Genomic DNA, 18,577 nt, shown 5'->3' on the forward strand with positions numbered 1-18,577 from the left:
TTACGGGCTTGGGTGGTCACATCGAGCTTTTAGATGCGGCCCTTGATAATTTCACTTATTTCGGAAGGATTGAGTTGCTGCATTGCTCTGCTGCCCCTTCAAACTCAAGATTTCAATGCTTCGGCAAGATTCGCGAGTTTTCCGCGAATCGAGCCATCGATTACCAGGTCGCCGGCGCGAATGATGACACCACCAATCAGGGCGGCATCCTCCGCAACTTGCAGGCGCACTTCCCGGTTGAGTCGTGCACTGAGAACCTTGGCGAGTTTGTCTTGCTGTTCTTGGTTCAATGCAAAAGCACTGGTGACTTCTACATCTACCGACTTCTCTTGTTCAGCCTTGTACAGGTCAAACAGAGCGGCGATCTCCGGCAACAGCGGGAGACGGTCGTTTTCGGCAACGATGTTGATGAAGTTCTGTGCCTTGGCATCAAACTTGTCGCCGCACACGTCAATAAACGTGGCGGCCTTGTCTGCGCTCGTCAGTCGCGGGGCCTTGAGCACGCGCTGCATGGTGTCGTCTTGCGACACTGCTGCAGCCAGGCCGAGCATGGCTGACCAAGAGGCCAGTTGCTGGTGGGCCTGGGCGTGCTCGAAGGCTGCCTTAGCGTAAGGTCGGGCCAACGTGGTCAATTCTGCCATGATCGCCCTCGCTTAAATTTCAGCAGCCAGTTTGTTTACCAGCTCCGCGTGCGCGTTTTGATCGATTGTGGCACCCAGGATCTTCTCGGCGCCGCCAACGGCCAGTGCACCCAGTTGGGTACGCAGCGCGTCTTTGACACTGTTGATTTCCTGCTCGATCTCGGCCTGAGCCTGAACCTTTACGCGTTCAGCGTCGATACGGGCTTTTTCAACAGCCTCTTCAACGATCTGATTGCCGCGCTTCTTGGCTTGCTCAATGATTTCGGCTGCCTGAGTTTTTGCTTCGCGCAGTTGTTGACCCGCTTTATCTTGGGCCAACTCCAGGTCGCGAGCTGCTCGGGCGGCAGCGTCCAGTCCATCCGCGATCTTCTTCTGACGTTCGTGCAAAGCCGCAATGACCGGAGGCCACACGAACTTCATGCAAAAAAGTACAAAAATTAAGAACGCAACGGACTGGCCAATCAGGGTTGCATTAATGTTCACGCCAACACCTCGCTCGTTCGTTGCACATCACACCAATCACTCGAAGGTTCGAGTGATTAGCCAGCGAGTTGACCAACGAATGGGTTCGCGAAAGTGAAGAACAGAGCAATACCAACACCGATCATGGTTACGGCGTCGAGCAGACCGGCAACGATGAACATTTTAACTTGCAGCATTGGAACCATTTCTGGCTGACGCGCTGCGCCTTCCAGGAACTTGCCGCCCAACAGGCCGAAACCAATTGCGGTACCCAGTGCGCCCAGGCCGATCAACAGTGCAACAGCGATAGCGGTTAGACCAACTACAGTTTCCATCTTTCCTCCCGACTTTTACGTCGTATGGTTTAGGTTTTTTAGATTAAAGCGGTAAAACAAATCGTTTCATCGTGCCCGTGATGGGCCCCCTCCCGCCGAGACGAGAGGGACATCAGACTAGCCTAAGCTGGTCTTAATGGTTCTCTTCGTGCGCCATCGACAGGTAGACGATGGTCAGCATCATGAAGATAAACGCCTGCAGGGTGATGATCAGGATGTGGAACACAGCCCACGCCCACTGCAGAACTACGCCCAGGCCGCTAAGCCAGAGCAGACCACTGCCGAACATCACAGCGATCAGAATGAACACCAGTTCGCCGGCATACATGTTGCCGAACAGACGCAGGGCCAGCGAGATTGGCTTGGCGATCAGCGTCACGAACTCCAGCAGGAAGTTCACCGGGATCAGCAAGGCTTGAACGAAGACGTTCTTGCTGCCGAACGGGTGCAGGGTCAGTTCGCCGATGAAACCGCCGATGCCCTTGACCTTGATGCTGTAGAAAATGATCAACGCGAACACCGACAGGGCCATGCCCAGGGTAGCGTTCGGGTCAGTGGTCGATACGGCACGGAACGGAATGTGCGGATCGCCAGAGATCATCATGGCCAGCTGAGGAATCCAGTCAACCGGGATCAGGTCGACGGCGTTCATCAGGAAGACCCAGACGAAGATGGTCAGTGCCAGCGGTGCAATCACCGGGCTACGGCCATGGAAGCTGTCTTTCACGCTGCCATCGACGAATTCGACCAATACTTCAACGAAGTTCTGCAAAGCACCTGGTTGACCGGAAGTCGCTTTCTTCGCCGCCATGCGGAAAAGAAGTACGAAAATCAGACCCAATGCGACCGACCAGCCGAGGGTATCGACGTGGAAAGCCCAGAAGCCCATTTCTTTGGCTTCTGCTGCGGTGTGGGCAAAGCCCCAGCCGCCGGTAGGGTGCTGACCGAAGGTCAGGTTCTGCAAGTGGTGCTGGATATAGCCCGAAGCGGTTGTTTCTGCCATGGTTGCCTCAAACGCCCTAAGGTCTCGAAAGTCTTGTTCTCATCAGCAGGGGAGCGAACCAGCTGACCAGTTGGGTCAACACAAAGACGCCGAAGACTGCTAACGGCGCCAGTGGCTTCACACCTGCGAACGTCAATGCAAAAAGCACTGCCGTCAAAATCAGTTTGCCCGCCTCGCCGGCATAAAAAGACCGGACGATGGCTTGAGCTGCCCGGGCCCCGGAAAACCGAAATGCCCTATGAGCGAAATAAACATTGGGAAGCAAGGCTATCAGGCCTCCGCAGAGTCCTGAGTACCCGGCTACGACTCCATGCCATTGCCAAAGCGCCAAAGCGGCCAGCAGCAAAACGACAAATTGAGCCAGTAACACCGGAAAAACCGCCAGGCGATGGAACGGCAAGCGGTTTGGCGTGCGGCTTTCCATCGATCTTGCTCCTCAAAGGTCGGCTGCCAGAATTCAATAACTTGGCATAATTTGTGCCGACAAAATGCGCGCAGAGTATAGGGGCGGTTCAGCCCCTATTCAACTGTCAGGTAGTGATTTCCGACTGCACGCTACATGAGGAAATGTTTCAGCGGATGTGTGCAAGGACACCTTGAAGCTCATCCAGTGAGTTATAGCCGATTACCAACTGACCTTTTCCCTTCTTCCCGTGGCGGATCTGCACCGCAGAGCCTAGGCGCTCTGCCAGACGCTGTTCAAGGCGGGCGATATCCGGGTCGGCCTTGACCGGTTCGGCGACCTCCGGCTTGCCACTGAGCCACTGGCGAACCAGGGCTTCTGTCTGGCGTACGGTGAGGCCCCGTGCGACAACGTGTCGCGCCCCTTCAACCTGTTGATTTTCCGGTAACCCGAGCAAAGCACGGGCATGACCCATTTCCAGGTCGCCGTGGGACAACATGGTCTTGATGACTTCTGGCAAGGCAATCAGGCGCAACAGGTTAGCGACTGTCACCCGGGACTTGCCCACGGCTTCGGCCACTTGCTGCTGAGTCAGCTGGAACTCCTGCTGCAAACGCTGCAGGGCGACAGCTTCCTCGATTGGATTGAGGTCCTCGCGCTGGATGTTCTCGATCAGGGCCATGGCGATAGCGGTTTCATCCGACACGTCACGCACCATCGCCGGGATGGTTTCCTGCCCGGCCTGCTGGCTGGCGCGCCAGCGGCGCTCACCGGCAATGATTTCAAAGCGCCCGGCGCCGATGGGACGAACCACGATCGGCTGCATCACGCCCTGGCTCTTGATCGACTGCGCCAGCTCTTCCAGCGCCTGCGGGTCCATGTCCCGGCGGGGCTGGTACTTGCCGCGCTGGAGCAGGTCCAGTGGCAAGTGCTGCAGCTCGCGCAAGTCGGCCTGCACGGCCTGTTCTTCCAGCGAGCTGACAGTCGGACCACTCAGCAGTGCATCCAGTCCACGTCCGAGACCTCGTTTCTTGACGGCCATGGGGATTCCTTAAGTTGCCTGAGCAGCGGCGGCACGTGAGTTTTTGCGTTGACGGCGAACCATCTCGCCTGCCAATGCCAGGTAGGCAATCGCGCCTCGCGATGATTTGTCGTACGCCAGCGCAGGCATGCCATAGCTGGGTGCTTCGGCCAGGCGGATGTTGCGTGGGATGACCGTGTCGTACAACTGCTCGCCGAAGTGTTCCTTGAGCTGGGCCGAAACATCGTTCATCAGGCTCAGGCGCGGGTCATACATAGTCCGCAGCAGGCCTTCGACCTTGAGGTTCGGGTTCAGCAGTTCGGCGATGCGCTTGATGTTATCCACAAGGTCGCTCAAGCCTTCGAGTGCAAAGTATTCACACTGCATGGGGATAATGACCCCATCTGCGGCGACCAATGCATTCAGGGTGAGCATCGACAGCGACGGCGGGCAGTCGATCAGAATGTAGTCATAGCTCTCGCGAATCGGCGCCAAGGCGCTGCGCAGGCGGCTTTCCTTCATCTGCATTTCCAGCAGGACCACTTCCGCCGCGGTCAGGTCGCGGTTCGCCGGCAACAGCTGGTAACCACCGTGTTCGGAGAAATGCATGGCCTGGGTCAGGTCGCATTCGCCGATCAATAAGTCGTAGACCGAGTTTTCCAGGCCGTGTTTATCCACACCGCTACCCATGGTGGCGTTGCCCTGTGGATCGAGATCGATCAACAGCACCCGGCGCTTGGTGGCGACCAGGGATGCTGCGAGGTTGATGCAGGTGGTGGTTTTGCCCACACCACCCTTTTGGTTCGCTATCGCGAATACCTTAGCCATTCTTGCTTGTGTTCCCAATCATGCCGTGCGGCGCAGTATCAGCAGATGGCGTTGGCCTTGGCAACCAGGTACGGCCAAGGCGTGTTCGCTATCGAGGTGGAAGTCTGCCGGCAATGCTACCAGCTCATCCGCGGGATGAACGCCCTTCATTGCCAGCCAACGTGTATCGGTGTCGCCGAGGTGGCGCGTCCAGTTGCTGAAATTCTCCATGCTGCTGAAGGCCCGGGAGATGATCCCGTTGAATGGCAGCTCAGGCTGGAAGGCTTCGACGCGACTGTGGATAACTTGCAGGTTATCCAGTTTGAGTTCGAGTTTGACCTGGGTCAGGAAGCGGGTTTTCTTGCCATTGCTGTCCAGGCAAGTGACTTGCGACTCGGGAAACAGGATAGCCAAGGGAATACCCGGCATGCCGCCGCCACTGCCGACATCCAGCCAACGGCCGTTTTCGATGAAGGACATCACGCTCAGGCTGTCGAGCAAATGGCGCGAGACCATTTCGTCTGGATCACGCACCGCGGTGAGGTTGTAGGCCTTGTTCCATTTGATCAACAGGGCCAGGTAACCCAGCAATTGGGCGTGCTGGGCTTCACTCAGGTTGACACCGAGCTGGCGTGCACCTGTGGATAACTCTTCGGCGTGTTGCAAGGTGACCAACGAACTCAAGCGCTTTGCTCCAACTGACGGCCCGCGCCGCGTTTTTTCAAATGAATCATCAACAGCGAAATGGCTGCCGGCGTCACGCCCGGAATCCGCGAAGCCTGGCCCAGTGTTTCCGGACGGGTTGCACCGAGCTTGCCCTGGATCTCCTTGGAGAGACCGGAGATGGTCGTGTAATCGATATCCACAGGCAGTTTGGTGTCTTCGCTGGCCCGCAGACGAGCGATTTCATCCTGTTGGCGATCGATGTAACCGGCGTATTTGGTCTTGATCTCGACCTGCTCGGCAACCTGTGGATCGTCTGCACCTATGCCGGTGACCGAGATCAGGCCAGCGTAGTCGATTTCCGGACGGGTCAGCAGGTTCAGCAAGTTGTATTCGTGGGTCAGCGGGGTGCCGAATTTTTCCGCAATCGCATCGCCTTGCTCGGTGCCCGGGCGAACCCAGGTACTTTTCAGGCGCTGCTCTTCGAGTTCGATGCTTTCGCGTTTTTTGCAGAATGCTGCCCAACGCGCGTCATCGACCAGGCCCAGCTCGCGACCTTTTTCGGTCAAGCGCAGGTCGGCGTTGTCTTCGCGCAGGATCAACCGGTATTCGGCGCGGGAAGTGAACATCCGATACGGTTCCTGGGTCCCGAGGGTAATCAGATCGTCGACCAATACGCCGATGTAGGCTTCATCGCGACGCGGGCACCAGGCGTCTTTGCCCTGTGCACGCAGTGCGGCGTTGGCCCCGGCCAGCAAACCTTGGGCGCCGGCTTCTTCGTAACCGGTGGTGCCGTTGATCTGCCCGGCGAAAAACAGACCGCCGATCACCTTGGTTTCCAGGCTGTACTTCAGGTCGCGTGGATCGAAGTAGTCGTACTCGATCGCGTAGCCCGGACGCACGATGTGCGCGTTCTCCATGCCGCGGATCGATTGCACGATCTGCAATTGCACGTCGAACGGCAAGCTTGTGGATATCCCATTCGGGTAAAGCTCGTGGGTGGTCAGACCTTCCGGCTCGATAAACACCTGGTGGCTTTGCTTGTCGGCAAAACGGTGGATCTTGTCTTCGATCGATGGGCAGTAACGCGGACCAATGCCTTCAATCTCACCGGCAGCGGAATACATCGGCGAACGGTCGAGGTTCGCGGCGATGATTTCGTGGGTACGGGCGTTGGTGTGGGTAATCCAGCAACTGACCTGCTTGGGATGCTGTTCCTTGTTGCCCATGAACGACATCACCGGGATCGGCGTATCACCGGGTTGCTCGGTCATCACCGAGAAATCCACAGATCGGCCATCAATGCGCGGTGGCGTACCGGTTTTCAAGCGACCCACGCGCAGCGGCAGTTCACGCAGACGGTGAGCCAGGGCAATCGACGGCGGATCACCGGCGCGACCGCCGGAAAAATTCTGCAAACCGATGTGGATAAGTCCACCGAGGAAAGTACCGGTCGTCAAAACCACGGAGTCGGCGAAGAAACGCAGGCCCATTTGGGTGACAACACCGCGTACTTGCTCCTGCTCAACGATCAGGTCGTCCGCTGCCTGTTGAAATATCCACAGGTTCGGCTGGTTCTCGAGAATCTCGCGAACCGCAGCCTTGTACAACACGCGGTCGGCCTGGGCGCGAGTAGCGCGCACGGCTGGGCCTTTGCGGCTGTTCAACACGCGAAACTGGATACCACCCTTATCGGTGGCCATGGCCATCGCGCCGCCGAGGGCGTCGATTTCCTTGACCAGGTGGCTTTTGCCGATCCCGCCAATTGCGGGGTTGCAGCTCATGGCACCGAGGGTTTCCACGTTATGCGTCAGCAACAGGGTTTTTGCCCCCATACGTGCTGATGCAAGTGCTGCCTCGGTACCGGCATGACCGCCGCCGATGACGATCACTTCAAAACGGGAAGGGAAATCCACCACGCACCTCGTGCCTGCTTCAGTTAGGTAATTCAGAAATGGTTTGAGCTCAGGTTTTTGGACCTGGTCGACAAGTATAGGGACTTCGCCCTTCCTAAAGAACCCTTTGCACAAAATTTAACCAGCTGTGGGTAAGTCACGAACAATAGAAATTAAAAAGAAAGAAATTTATAAGATCTTTGTTTTTATGTTTATATCTATACAGCTACATTTCTGTGGATAGAACGCTACAAGCCTTTATTTACAATGTGTACAGCGGTTTGAAAGTCTGTGGTCATGTGGCCTTGAGGGCATTGGATAACCGCTCTAAGCCTGTGGATGAATGAGGTGGTTATCCACATAGGCAGTTTTACTCAGTTTTCAGGCCCTGTTATCAACTGACCTTAGTGGCAGTTATTCACAGGGCTTAATCCACAGAAAAACCGTAAAAAGGCAAATCTCGCCCACGGGCAAACCACCCTGGCGAAAAAATCCCATGGCAACGAAAGAAGAAAAATGGATTAACAGCGGTAAGAGCTGGTGGAAGCCTGCGATCTTTTAACGATTCATCCGCCCGAGAGAGACGCAAGCACGGGTAGAAGCATCAAAAGATGACTAGATCGCAGGCTCCTATCTTGGGAAGGGAGCGTTATTTACCGATGCAGAAGCTGGAAAAGATCCTGCCCAGCAGGTCATCTGAGCTGAATTCACCGGTAATTTCACCCAGTGACTGCTGTGCCTGGTGCAAATCTTCGGCCAACAACTCGCCGGCGCCGGCCAATGTCAGCTGCGCACGCCCATGTTCCAGGGAGTCACTGGCATGGCGCAAGGCTTCAAGGTGACGACGACGGGCGCTGAAACTGCTTTCTGAGGTCTGCTCGTAGCCCATGCAGGCCTTGAGGTGGTCACGCAGTAGCTCCAGGCCTTCACCTGCCGACTTGGCACTGAGGCTGATGGTGACGTGCCCATCGTCACAGACCTGCAGCCCAATGGCCTCACCCGTGAGGTCGGCCTTGTTGCGGATCAGGGTGACTTTGCCCGGCTCCGGGCGCTGTTCCAGGAACTCAGGCCACAGGGCAAATGGATCAAGGGCTTCAGGGGCCGTAGCGTCGACCACCAGCAACACCCGGTCGGCTTCGCTGATCGCCTTCAACGCCCGCTCCACACCAATCTTCTCGACCTGGTCATCGGTATCGCGCAGACCCGCAGTGTCGACCACGTGCAGCGGCATGCCATCGATGTGGATATGTTCGCGCAGGATGTCCCGGGTGGTGCCGGCGATCTCGGTGACGATCGCAGCTTCACGACCGGCCAATGCATTGAGCAGGCTCGACTTGCCGGCATTCGGACGGCCGGCGATGACCACGGTCATGCCATCGCGCAACAACGCGCCCTGCCCAGCTTCACGCAACACCTTGGCCAACTCCTCGCGCACGGCATCGAGCATGGACAGCACATGGCCATCGGCAAGGAAATCGATCTCCTCTTCCGGGAAGTCGATCGCCGCTTCGACGTAGATACGCAAGGCAATCAATTGTTCGGTGAGGTTATGCACACGCTGGGAAAACGCCCCTTGCAGAGAACGCAGGGCATTGCGTGCGGCTTGCGCGGAGCTGGCCTCGATGAGGTCGGCAATGGCTTCGGCCTGGGCCAGGTCGAGCTTGTCGTTGAGGAACGCGCGCTCGCTGAATTCCCCTGGCCGGGCCAGACGACAACCCAGTTGCAGGCAACGCTGCAGCAACATGTCCAGGACAATCGGTCCGCCGTGGCCTTGCAGTTCCAGCACGTCTTCACCGGTGAAGGAGTTGGGCCCTGGGAAATACAGGGCAATACCTTCATCCAGGACTTCATCCTCGGCGCTGAGAAACGGACCGTAATGGGCAAAACGCGGCTTCAGCTCGCGACCACTGATGGCCTGTGCCGCATGACGCGCCAGTGGCCCGGAAATACGAACGATACCGACGCCCCCACGGCCCTGGGCGGTGGCGACGGCGGCGATGGTTTCACGAGGAGCGCTCATAAACCGATATCCCGATAAAAATGGCAGATAGCAAAACGCCCCACGAGGGGGCGTTTTGAATGGTTACATACTGAGCAAGTTACGCGTCGGCTTTTTTTGTCGCCGCTTCAACTTTGCGAGTGATGTACCACTGTTGTGCGATCGACAGGCAGTTGTTCACAACCCAATACAGCACCAGGCCCGCTGGGAACCACAGGAAGAAGAAGGTGAAGATGATTGGCATCAGCTTCATCACCTTGGCCTGCATCGGATCCGGAGGAGTCGGGTTCAGCTGCTGCTGGATGAACATGGTTGCACCCATGATGATCGGCAGAATGAAGAACGGATCCTTGATCGACAGGTCGGTAATCCACAGCATGAATGGCGCTTGGCGCATTTCCACGCTTTCCAGGAGTACCCAGTACAGCGAGAGGAAAACCGGCATCTGCACGAGGATTGGCAAGCAACCACCCAGCGGATTGATCTTCTCTTTCTTGTACAGCTCCATCATGGCTTGCGACATTTTCTGCCGGTCATCGCCATGTTGCTCTTTCAGCGCAGCCAGTTTTGGCGCCACTGCACGCATGCGTGCCATGGACTTGTAGCTGGCAGCCGACAGCGGGAAGAAGATCCCTTTGATCAGCATGGTCAGGAAGATGATCGACCAGCCCCAGTTACCCACAATGGCGTGGATATGTTGCAGCAGCCAGAAGATCGGTTGAGCGATGAACCACAGAATGCCGTAGTCGACCGTCAGTTCCAGACCTGGGGATAACTCTTTCAGTACTGCCTGGCTTTTCGGACCCGCGTACAGGGTCGCGCTGGTTTCAGCCTTGGCACCTGGCGCAATGGTCAAAGCCGGGCCAGTGAAACCGATGATGTAGTTGCCCTGGTTGTCTTTGCGAGTCTGCACCACGTTGCTGTCGTTCTTGGCTGGAATCCAGGCCGTTACGAAGTAGTGTTGCAGCCAGGCGACCCAGCCACCATTGACGGTTTCTTTCAGCGCAGCCTTGTCGATATCTTTCATCGACACTTTTTTGTACGGCTCTGCACTTGTCCACAGGGCGGCGCCCAGGTAAGTGGCGGTGCCGGTGGCAGTGGTGGAAGAAGGATCGGCACTGGCATCACGCTTGAGCTGGGCAAACAGGTTGCCAGTCCAGGCCTTGTCGCTGGTGTTGTCGATCAGATAAGTAACTTTCAGATCGTACAAACCGCGAGTGAAGCTGAAGCGCTTGATGTAATTGACACCACCATCGCTGAATTTGAGGTCAACGTTGAGCTGGTTCTGGCCATCAGCCAGTTGATAAGTCTTCTGTTCGGACGAGTAAACCGGACGACCGGTCGGGCGAGCATCAGGACCGTTGGTACCGGTCAGGCCACTTTGCGCCAGATAAGTACGTTCACTGCCGTTATCGAACAGCTGGAACGGAATTTCCGGATGGTCCTGGCGACGTGGATACAGCGGCAGCATCAGTTGGGCGATATCACCACCCTGAGGATCGATAGCCAGTTCGAGCACATCCGTTTTTACGTGGATGAGATCTTTACTAGCCACTACCGGAGTTTCGGTAGGGGTGCTGGTATCGGTATTTGCGCTGGGTACATCGGCACTGGCGGAAGCGTTGGTACCGTCCGGAATAGCCGGGGCATTCTGATTGGCAGCAACATTCTGAGTCGGCAGGGCAGCTTGGCCGTAGTCCTGGTTCCATTTCAGGACCATGACGTAGGACACGATTGCCAGGGCGACGATCAGGATCGTGCGTTTAATATCCATGATTACTCGGCCATCGAAGAAGAACGGGAGGTAGGGATAGGCGGAACCGGGTCATAACCACCGGGATTCCACGGATGACAGCGACCTAAACGACGAAAGGTCAGCCAGCCACCGCGCAGAAGGCCATGATTTTCAATGGCTTCATACGCGTAGCAGGAACAACTGGGGTAGAAACGACAGTGACTGGCCATCAGAGGACTAATGGCATAGCGATAAAACTGGATCGGAACGAGTGCCAGTTTACGCATCAGTGCTGTCTACCCCTACAGTTTCGGCTTTGACTGCTGGCTCTGGCTTGCTGCGTGCCAGACGTTTCCAGAGTTTGCCGAAATGCTGAATCAATTCGGGGTTTTCTACTTCGCCCAAACCTTTGCGCGCGACGATCACGATATCCCACCCAACCAGAGAATCCTGGTGGAGGCGAAACGATTCGCGCATCAGACGTTTGAGGCGATTTCGCTCAACGGAGAGTTTCACACTCTTTTTCCCGATAACCAGCCCGAGACGGGGGTGATCGAGATCGTTGGTGCGTGCAAGGAGCAGGAGATTTTTCCCCGGAACCTTGCCGGTAGGGGAGTCAAAGACTGCCTTGAAATGCCGGGGGGTCAGCAAGCGCTTTTCCCGACTGAAGTCCTGACTCACCTCCAGTACCGGATTATCAAACTGCCAGACGCGCACGACCTTTGGCGCGACGACGCGACAGGACTGCGCGGCCGTTTTTGGTAGCCATGCGAGCACGGAAACCGTGGGTACGAGCGCGTTTGATAGTGCTTGGTTGGAAAGTACGTTTCATGTCGTGTTACCTGGTTCGTCCACAACGGGCCGGAATGGCCCCCGTTTTAAGAGACCGGGGATTCTAGAGAAAGCAAGCCTCTAGGTCAATTTCCAACCAAGGTTTCCTTTAAATGGGTATTTGGGTGGTTCGTCCTTGAAAGGTGGACAGCTAGATATAAAAATAAAGAAGGAAAGTATTTAAAGCTTTTCTGTAAAGCTTATAAAAGCTAGGCCCGCCTCTATCTGTGGATAACTGGCGTTAGCCCTTCTATCCCGTGCTGTACAGAGAATGACAACTACCGTGGAAAGCGGTGGTCAGCCTGTGCTGCGCTGTCGGATAAGCTGTGGGTGAAACAGGTGGTTATCCACAGGCAGGTTATCCACCGAGTTTCGCCCCCACTTGTACAACGAGCTTAGGCGTGGTTATCCACAGAGCTTATGCACAGACCATTGGTCGCCTTTTTTACCGATAAAACCTTGATTCTTCTGCACCTGTGATCAAGCTACGTGTGGATAAGTCTGCGTCCGGTCGCTACAATGGCCGCTTGTTTTTGCCTCACCGGCTTTCAACTTAGGGGATATCCGTGTCAGTGGAACTTTGGCAGCAGTGCGTGGAGCTTTTGCGCGATGAGCTGCCTGCCCAACAATTCAACACTTGGATCCGTCCACTACAGGTCGAAGCCGAAGGCGACGAGTTGCGTGTCTACGCACCGAATCGCTTTGTTCTCGACTGGGTCAATGAAAAGTACCTGAGCCGCGTGCTCGAACTGCTGGATGAGCATGGCAACGGCATGGCGCCTGCGCTTTCCTTATTAATAGGCAGCAAACGCAGTTCGGCACCGCGGGCCGCGCCCAATGCACCTTTGGCTGCTGCGGCATCGCAAGCCCAGGCTGCAGCGGCGCCGGCACCGGTCAATACGCCAACGCCGGCTCCAACCAGCAAGCGTTCGACGCAGAAAATCGTCGAGGTTAATGAAGAGCCGTCCCGCGACAGCTTCGATCCGATGGCTGGCGCCAGTTCGCAACAGGCCCCGGTGCGTGCCGAACAACGTACCGTGCAGGTAGAAGGTGCGCTCAAGCACACCAGTTACCTGAACCGGACCTTTACCTTCGAAAATTTCGTCGAGGGTAAGTCCAACCAGTTGGCCCGCGCTGCGGCCTGGCAGGTCGCGGACAATCCCAAGCACGGTTACAACCCGCTGTTCCTGTATGGCGGCGTTGGCTTGGGTAAAACTCACTTGATGCACGCTGTGGGTAACCATCTATTAAAGAAGAATCCGAATGCCAAGGTCGTGTACCTGCATTCCGAGCGCTTCGTGGCCGACATGGTCAAGGCGCTGCAACTGAATGCGATCAACGAGTTCAAGCGTTTCTACCGTTCGGTGGACGCCCTGCTCATCGATGACATTCAGTTCTTCGCCCGCAAGGAACGTTCCCAGGAAGAGTTTTTCCACACGTTCAACGCCCTGCTTGAGGGTGGCCAGCAGGTCATCCTCACCAGTGACCGTTATCCCAAGGAGATCGAAGGCCTTGAAGAGCGCTTGAAGTCGCGCTTCGGCTGGGGTCTGACGGTTGCCGTCGAGCCTCCCGAACTGGAAACCCGCGTCGCGATTCTGATGAAAAAAGCCGACCAGGCCAAAGTCGACCTGCCGCACGATGCCGCGTTCTTTATCGCCCAGCGCATTCGCTCCAACGTGCGTGAACTCGAAGGCGCGCTCAAGCGTGTTATCGCGCACTCGCACTTCATGGGCCGCGACATCACCATCGAGTTGATTCGCGAATCCCTGAAAGACCTGTTGGCGCTCCAGGACAAACTGGTCTCTGTGGATAACATTCAGCGCACCGTCGCCGAGTACTACAAGATCAAGATTTCCGACTTGCTGTCCAAACGCCGTTCGCGTTCGGTGGCCCGTCCACGTCAAGTGGCCATGGCCCTGTCCAAGGAACTGACCAACCACAGCCTGCCGGAAATCGGTGATGTGTTTGGCGGTCGCGATCACACCACGGTGTTGCACGCCTGCCGCAAGATCAACGAACTTAAGGAATCCGACGCGGACATCCGCGAGGACTACAAGAACCTGCTGCGTACACTGACCACTTGATGAACACCAGCGCAGCTTATTAAGGCAAGGGACTAGACCATGCATTTCACCATTCCACGCGAAGCCCTGTTGAAACCCCTGCAACTGGTCGCAGGCGTCGTCGAGCGCCGACAGACCTTGCCGGTGCTTTCCAACGTGCTGCTGGTTGTCGAAGGCCAGCAGTTGTCGCTGACCGGTACCGACCTGGAAGTCGAGCTGGTCGGTCGTGTGCAACTTGAAGAACCGGCCGAGCCGGGCGAAATCACTGTCCCGGCACGCAAGCTGATGGACATCTGCAAGAGCCTGCCGAACGACGCGCTGATCGACATCAAGCTCGATGAGCAGAAGCTGGTGGTCAAGGCCGGTCGTAGCCGTTTTACCCTGTCGACCCTGCCAGCCAACGACTTCCCTACCGTGGAAGAAGGCCCGGGTTCGCTGACGTGCACCCTGGCGCAAAGCAAACTGCGTCGTTTGATCGAGCGCACCAGCTTTGCCATGGCGCAGCAGGATGTTCGCTACTACCTCAACGGCATGCTGCTGGAAGTGTCGGCTGGAATCATCCGCGCCGTGGCTACCGATGGTCACCGTTTGGCCATGTGCTCGATGCAGGCTGACATCGGCCAACCGGATCGCCACCAGGTGATCGTGCCACGCAAAGGTATCCTGGAACTGGCACGCCTGCTGACAGAGCCAGACGGCAACGTGAGCATCGTGTTGGGCCAACACCATATCCGTGCCACCACCGGTGAATTTACCTTTACCTCGAAACTGGTCGACGGCAAGTTCCCGGATTACGAGCGCGTCCTGCCAAAAGGCGGCGACAAGCTGGTACTGGGCGATCGCCAGGCCCTGCGTGAAGCATTCAGCCGTACGGCGATTCTGTCCAACGAGAAGTACCGCGGTATTCGCCTGCAACTGGCCAATGGTCAGCTGAAGATCCAGGCGAACAACCCGGAACAGGAAGAGGCGGAAGAAGAAGTAGGCGTTGAGTACAACGGCGGCTCCCTGGAAATCGGCTTCAACGTCAGCTATTTGCTGGACGTGCTGGGCGTGATGACCACCGAGCAGGTGCGCTTGATCCTGTCTGACTCCAACAGCAGTGCGCTGGTGCAAGAGTCCGACAACGACGACTCGGCTTACGTTGTCATGCCGATGCGCCTGTAAACATGTTCAGCAGCCGCTAGATGTCCCTCAGTCGCGTCTCGGTCACCGCGGTGCGCAATCTGCACCCGGTGACCTTCTCTCCCTCCCCCCGCATCAATATTCTGTACGGCGCCAACGGCAGCGGAAAAACCAGTGTGTTGGAAGCCATCCATCTGCTGGGGCTCGCCCGTTCGTTTCGCAGTACCCGCCTGCTACCGGTGATCCAGTACGAACAGTTGGCCTGTACGGTATTCGGCCAGGTCGAATTGGCCGAAGGCGGCCACAGTGCGCTGGGGATTTCCCGTGATCGGCAAGGCGAGTTTCAGATTCGCATCGATGGGCAGAACGCCCGTAGTGCCGCACAACTCGCAGAAATCCTGCCACTGCAATTGATCAACCCGGACAGTTTTCGCCTGTTGGAAGGTGCGCCGAAGATTCGCCGTCAGTTCCTGGACTGGGGGGTGTTCCACGTGGAACCGCGCTTCATGTCCACCTGGCAGCGCTTGCAGAAGGCCCTGCGCCAGAGAAACTCTTGGCTGCGGCATGGTACACTTGACGCCGTTTCGCAAGCGGTTTGGGACAGAGAATTGTGCCAGGCCAGCGCTGAAATTGATGAATACCGCCGCGCTTACATCAAAGCCTTGAAACCAGTCTTTGAACAGACCTTGAGCGAACTCGTCGAACTCGAGGGCTTAACGCTTAGCTATTACCGGGGTTGGGACAAAGAGCGGGAACTGAGTGCAGTGCTCGCCGCGTCCGTTCACCGGGATCAGCAAATGGGGCATACCCAGGCCGGACCGCAACGCGCTGATTTGCGCCTTAGATTAGGCGCGCACAATGCCGCGGACATCTTGTCCCGGGGTCAGCAGAAGTTGGTGGTTTGCGCCCTGCGGATCGCCCAAGGGCATTTGGTCAGCCAGGCCCGGCGCGGCCAATGTATTTATCTGGTGGATGATTTGCCGTCCGAACTGGATGAGCAGCACCGCCGCGCGCTTTGCCGTTTGCTGGAAGACTTACGCTGCCAGGTGTTCATCACCTGTGTAGACCACGAATTATTGAGGGAAGGCTGGCAGACGGAAACGCCAGTCGCTTTGTTCCACGTGGAACAGGGCCGTATCACCCAGACCCACGACCATCGGGAGTGAAGGCATGAGCGAAGAAAATACGTACGACTCAACGAGCATTAAAGTGCTGAAAGGCCTGGATGCCGTACGCAAACGTCCCGGTATGTACATTGGTGACACAGACGATGGCAGCGGTCTGCACCACATGGTGTTCGAGGTGGTCGATAACTCGATCGACGAAGCTTTGGCTGGCCATTGCGACGACATCAGCATCATCATCCACCCTGATGAATCGATCACCGTACGCGACAACGGTCGCGGCATTCCGGTAGACGTGCACAAAGAAGAAGGCGTTTCGGCAGCCGAGGTCATCATGACCGTGCTGCACGCTGGCGGTAAATTCGACGACAACTCCTACAAAGTATCCGGCGGTCTGCACGGTGTAGGTGTGTCGGTAGTGAACGCACTGTCTGAAGAACTGATCCTGACCGTTCGCCGTAGCGGCAAGATCTGGGAACAGACCTACGTGCACGGCGTTCCGCAGGAGCCGATGAAGATCGTTGGCGAAAGCGAGACCACCGGTACCCAGATCCACTTCAAGCCATCGGCTGAAACCTTCAAGAATATCCACTTCAGCTGGGACATCCTGGCCAAGCGGATTCGTGAACTGTCGTTCCTCAACTCCGGTGTGGGTATCGTCCTCAAGGACGAGCGCAGCGGCAAGGAAGAGCTGTTCAAGTACGAAGGCGGCCTGCGTGCGTTCGTTGAATACCTGAACACCAACAAGACTGCGGTCAACCAGGTGTTCCACTTCAACATCCAGCGTGAAGACGGCATTGGCGTGGAAATCGCCCTGCAGTGGAACGACAGCTTCAACGAGAACCTGTTGTGCTTCACCAACAACATTCCCCAGCGCGATGGCGGCACTCACCTGGTGGGTTTCCGCTCCGCGCTGACGCGTAACCTGAACACCTACATCGAAGCCGAAGGCTTGGCCAAGAAGCACAAAGTCGCCACCACTGGTGACGATGCGCGTGAAGGCCTGACCGCAATCATTTCGGTGAAAGTGCCGGATCCGAAGTTCAGTTCCCAGACCAAGGACAAGCTGGTTTCTTCCGAAGTGAAGACCGCGGTCGAACAGGAAATGGGCAAGTACTTCTCGGACTTCCTGCTGGAAAACCCGAACGAAGCCAAGCTGGTAGTCGGCAAGATGATCGACGCCGCCCGTGCCCGTGAAGCGGCGCGTAAAGCTCGTGAGATGACGCGTCGTAAAGGTGCGCTGGATATCGCCGGCCTGCCGGGCAAACTGGCGGACTGCCAGGAAAAAGACCCTGCCCTCTCCGAACTGTACCTGGTGGAAGGTGACTCTGCTGGCGGTTCCGCCAAGCAGGGTCGTAACCGTCGCACCCAGGCCATCCTGCCGCTCAAGGGCAAGATCCTCAACGTGGAGAAGGCACGCTTCGACAAGATGATCTCTTCCCAGGAAGTGGGCACCTTGATTACCGCGCTGGGCTGCGGTATCGGCCGTGACGAGTACAACATCGACAAGTTGCGTTATCACAACATCATCATCATGACCGATGCTGACGTCGACGGTTCGCACATCCGTACCCTGCTGCTGACCTTCTTCTTCCGTCAGTTGCCGGAGCTGATCGAGCGTGGCTACATCTACATTGCCCAGCCGCCGTTGTACAAGGTGAAGAAAGGCAAGCAAGAGCAGTACATCAAAGACGACGACGCCATGGAAGAGTACATGACGCAGTCGGCCCTGGAAGATGCGAGCCTGCACCTGAACGAGGACGCCCCGGGTATCTCCGGTGAGGCCCTTGAGCGCTTGGTGAATGACTTCCGCCTGGTGATGAAGACCCTCAAGCGTCTGTCGCGCCTGTACCCGCAGGAGTTGACTGAGCACTTCATCTACCTGCCGGCAGTGAGCATGGAGCAGTTGTCCGATCACGCAGCGATGCAGGATTGGCTGGCCCAGTACGAAGTACGTCTGCGGACCGTCGAGAAATCGGGCCTGGTCTACAAGGCCAGTCTGCGTGAAGACCGTGAGCGTAACGTCTGGCTGCCGGAGGTCGAACTGATCTCCCACGGCCTGTCGAACTACGTCACTTTCAACCGCGACTTCTTCGGCAGTAATGACTACAAGACCGTGGTCTCCCTGGGCGCGCAACTGAGCACCCTGCTGGACGACGGTGCGTACATCCAGCGTGGCGAGCGCAAGAAAGCCATCACCGAGTTCAAGGAAGCCCTTGAGTGGCTGATGAACGAAAGCACCAAGCGCCATACCATCCAGCGCTACAAAGGTCTGGGCGAGATGAACCCGGATCAGCTGTGGGAAACCACCATGGACCCAGCACAGCGCCGGATGCTCAAAGTGACCATCGAAGACGCCATTGGCGCGGACCAGATCTTCAACACCCTGATGGGTGATGCGGTCGAACCACGCCGTGACTTCATCGAAAGCAACGCTCTGGCAGTGTCGAACCTGGACTTCTGATCCGGTTTC

At 56.9% G+C, this 18,577-nt stretch carries 18 protein-coding genes; 4 read left to right on the top strand and 14 right to left on the bottom strand.

Annotated elements, in window-relative coordinates:
* Positions 1–104 precede the first annotated feature (104 nt).
* The 14 genes from ACIOVD_RS27050 to rpmH form a co-directional block, all read right to left on the bottom strand.
* Positions 105–641: a F0F1 ATP synthase subunit delta gene (locus ACIOVD_RS27050; protein ID WP_095165064.1), complete on the bottom strand. Its 537-nt coding sequence runs from the start codon at positions 639–641 to the stop codon at positions 105–107.
* Between the two features lie 12 nt (positions 642–653).
* Positions 654–1,124, bottom strand: a complete 471-nt coding sequence (locus ACIOVD_RS27055) for a F0F1 ATP synthase subunit B (protein WP_095146191.1) — start codon at positions 1,122–1,124, stop codon at positions 654–656.
* A 56-nt stretch (positions 1,125–1,180) separates the two neighbouring features.
* Complete coding sequence (atpE, locus tag ACIOVD_RS27060; protein ID WP_002555987.1) at positions 1,181–1,438, bottom strand: F0F1 ATP synthase subunit C; 258 nt, start codon at positions 1,436–1,438, stop codon at positions 1,181–1,183.
* A 133-nt stretch (positions 1,439–1,571) separates the two neighbouring features.
* Positions 1,572–2,441: a F0F1 ATP synthase subunit A gene (atpB, locus tag ACIOVD_RS27065; RefSeq protein WP_095165065.1), complete on the bottom strand. Its 870-nt coding sequence runs from the start codon at positions 2,439–2,441 to the stop codon at positions 1,572–1,574.
* 16 nt (positions 2,442–2,457) lie between these two features.
* Positions 2,458–2,865 carry a F0F1 ATP synthase subunit I gene (locus ACIOVD_RS27070; protein ID WP_095165066.1) on the bottom strand — a complete coding sequence of 136 codons (408 nt, stop codon included), beginning with the start codon at positions 2,863–2,865 and terminating at the stop codon, positions 2,458–2,460.
* A 148-nt stretch (positions 2,866–3,013) separates the two neighbouring features.
* Positions 3,014–3,886 (bottom strand): ParB/RepB/Spo0J family partition protein, encoded by an 873-nt coding sequence (locus ACIOVD_RS27075; RefSeq protein ID WP_095165067.1) that lies wholly within the window; start codon positions 3,884–3,886, stop codon positions 3,014–3,016.
* A gap of 9 nt (positions 3,887–3,895) precedes the next feature.
* Positions 3,896–4,693: a ParA family protein gene (locus ACIOVD_RS27080; protein WP_095165068.1), complete on the bottom strand. Its 798-nt coding sequence runs from the start codon at positions 4,691–4,693 to the stop codon at positions 3,896–3,898.
* A gap of 18 nt (positions 4,694–4,711) precedes the next feature.
* Positions 4,712–5,356 (bottom strand): 16S rRNA (guanine(527)-N(7))-methyltransferase RsmG, encoded by a 645-nt coding sequence (gene rsmG, locus ACIOVD_RS27085; protein WP_095165069.1) that lies wholly within the window; start codon positions 5,354–5,356, stop codon positions 4,712–4,714.
* Positions 5,353–7,251: a tRNA uridine-5-carboxymethylaminomethyl(34) synthesis enzyme MnmG gene (mnmG, locus tag ACIOVD_RS27090; protein ID WP_159998698.1), complete on the bottom strand. Its 1,899-nt coding sequence runs from the start codon at positions 7,249–7,251 to the stop codon at positions 5,353–5,355. Before mnmG ends, rsmG begins: the two co-directional genes overlap by 4 nt.
* A 628-nt stretch (positions 7,252–7,879) precedes the next feature.
* Positions 7,880–9,250 carry a tRNA uridine-5-carboxymethylaminomethyl(34) synthesis GTPase MnmE gene (gene mnmE, locus ACIOVD_RS27095; RefSeq protein WP_401131219.1) on the bottom strand — a complete coding sequence of 457 codons (1,371 nt, stop codon included), beginning with the start codon at positions 9,248–9,250 and terminating at the stop codon, positions 7,880–7,882.
* A gap of 79 nt (positions 9,251–9,329) precedes the next feature.
* Positions 9,330–11,003, bottom strand: a complete 1,674-nt coding sequence (gene yidC / locus ACIOVD_RS27100; RefSeq protein ID WP_095165071.1) for a membrane protein insertase YidC — start codon at positions 11,001–11,003, stop codon at positions 9,330–9,332.
* Positions 11,004–11,005: 2 nt separating this feature from the next.
* The gene (gene yidD, locus ACIOVD_RS27105) at positions 11,006–11,251 is read right to left on the bottom strand and encodes a membrane protein insertion efficiency factor YidD (RefSeq protein WP_010465488.1); all 246 of its coding nucleotides are present in this window, start codon (positions 11,249–11,251) and stop codon (positions 11,006–11,008) included.
* Entirely contained in the window at positions 11,244–11,645 is a 402-nt protein-coding gene (gene rnpA, locus ACIOVD_RS27110) for a ribonuclease P protein component (protein ID WP_202982093.1), read from the bottom strand. The genes yidD and rnpA overlap by 8 nt, the downstream gene beginning before the upstream one ends.
* A gap of 16 nt (positions 11,646–11,661) precedes the next feature.
* Positions 11,662–11,796: a 50S ribosomal protein L34 gene (gene rpmH, locus ACIOVD_RS27115; protein WP_003213577.1), complete on the bottom strand. Its 135-nt coding sequence runs from the start codon at positions 11,794–11,796 to the stop codon at positions 11,662–11,664.
* A gap of 565 nt (positions 11,797–12,361) precedes the next feature.
* On the opposite strand from rpmH, the gene dnaA reads away from it, so the two are divergent.
* From dnaA to gyrB, 4 genes are read left to right on the top strand one after another with little or no spacing between them, the layout of a single operon-like run.
* Positions 12,362–13,879 carry a chromosomal replication initiator protein DnaA gene (gene dnaA / locus ACIOVD_RS27120; protein ID WP_095165073.1) on the top strand — a complete coding sequence of 506 codons (1,518 nt, stop codon included), beginning with the start codon at positions 12,362–12,364 and terminating at the stop codon, positions 13,877–13,879.
* A gap of 39 nt (positions 13,880–13,918) precedes the next feature.
* The gene (gene dnaN / locus ACIOVD_RS27125; protein ID WP_401131223.1) at positions 13,919–15,022 is read left to right on the top strand and encodes a DNA polymerase III subunit beta; all 1,104 of its coding nucleotides are present in this window, start codon (positions 13,919–13,921) and stop codon (positions 15,020–15,022) included.
* 20 nt (positions 15,023–15,042) lie between these two features.
* On the top strand, positions 15,043–16,146 hold the full coding sequence (gene recF / locus ACIOVD_RS27130; protein ID WP_019694407.1) for a DNA replication/repair protein RecF: 1,104 nt from the start codon (positions 15,043–15,045) through the stop codon (positions 16,144–16,146).
* Between the two features lie 4 nt (positions 16,147–16,150).
* The gene (gyrB, locus tag ACIOVD_RS27135) at positions 16,151–18,568 is read left to right on the top strand and encodes a DNA topoisomerase (ATP-hydrolyzing) subunit B (RefSeq protein ID WP_095165077.1); all 2,418 of its coding nucleotides are present in this window, start codon (positions 16,151–16,153) and stop codon (positions 18,566–18,568) included.
* Positions 18,569–18,577: the final 9 nt, after the last annotated feature.

The sequence above is a fragment of the Pseudomonas sp. NPDC087626 genome, assembly GCF_044743405.1.
Classification (GTDB): Bacteria; Pseudomonadota; Gammaproteobacteria; order Pseudomonadales; family Pseudomonadaceae; genus Aquipseudomonas.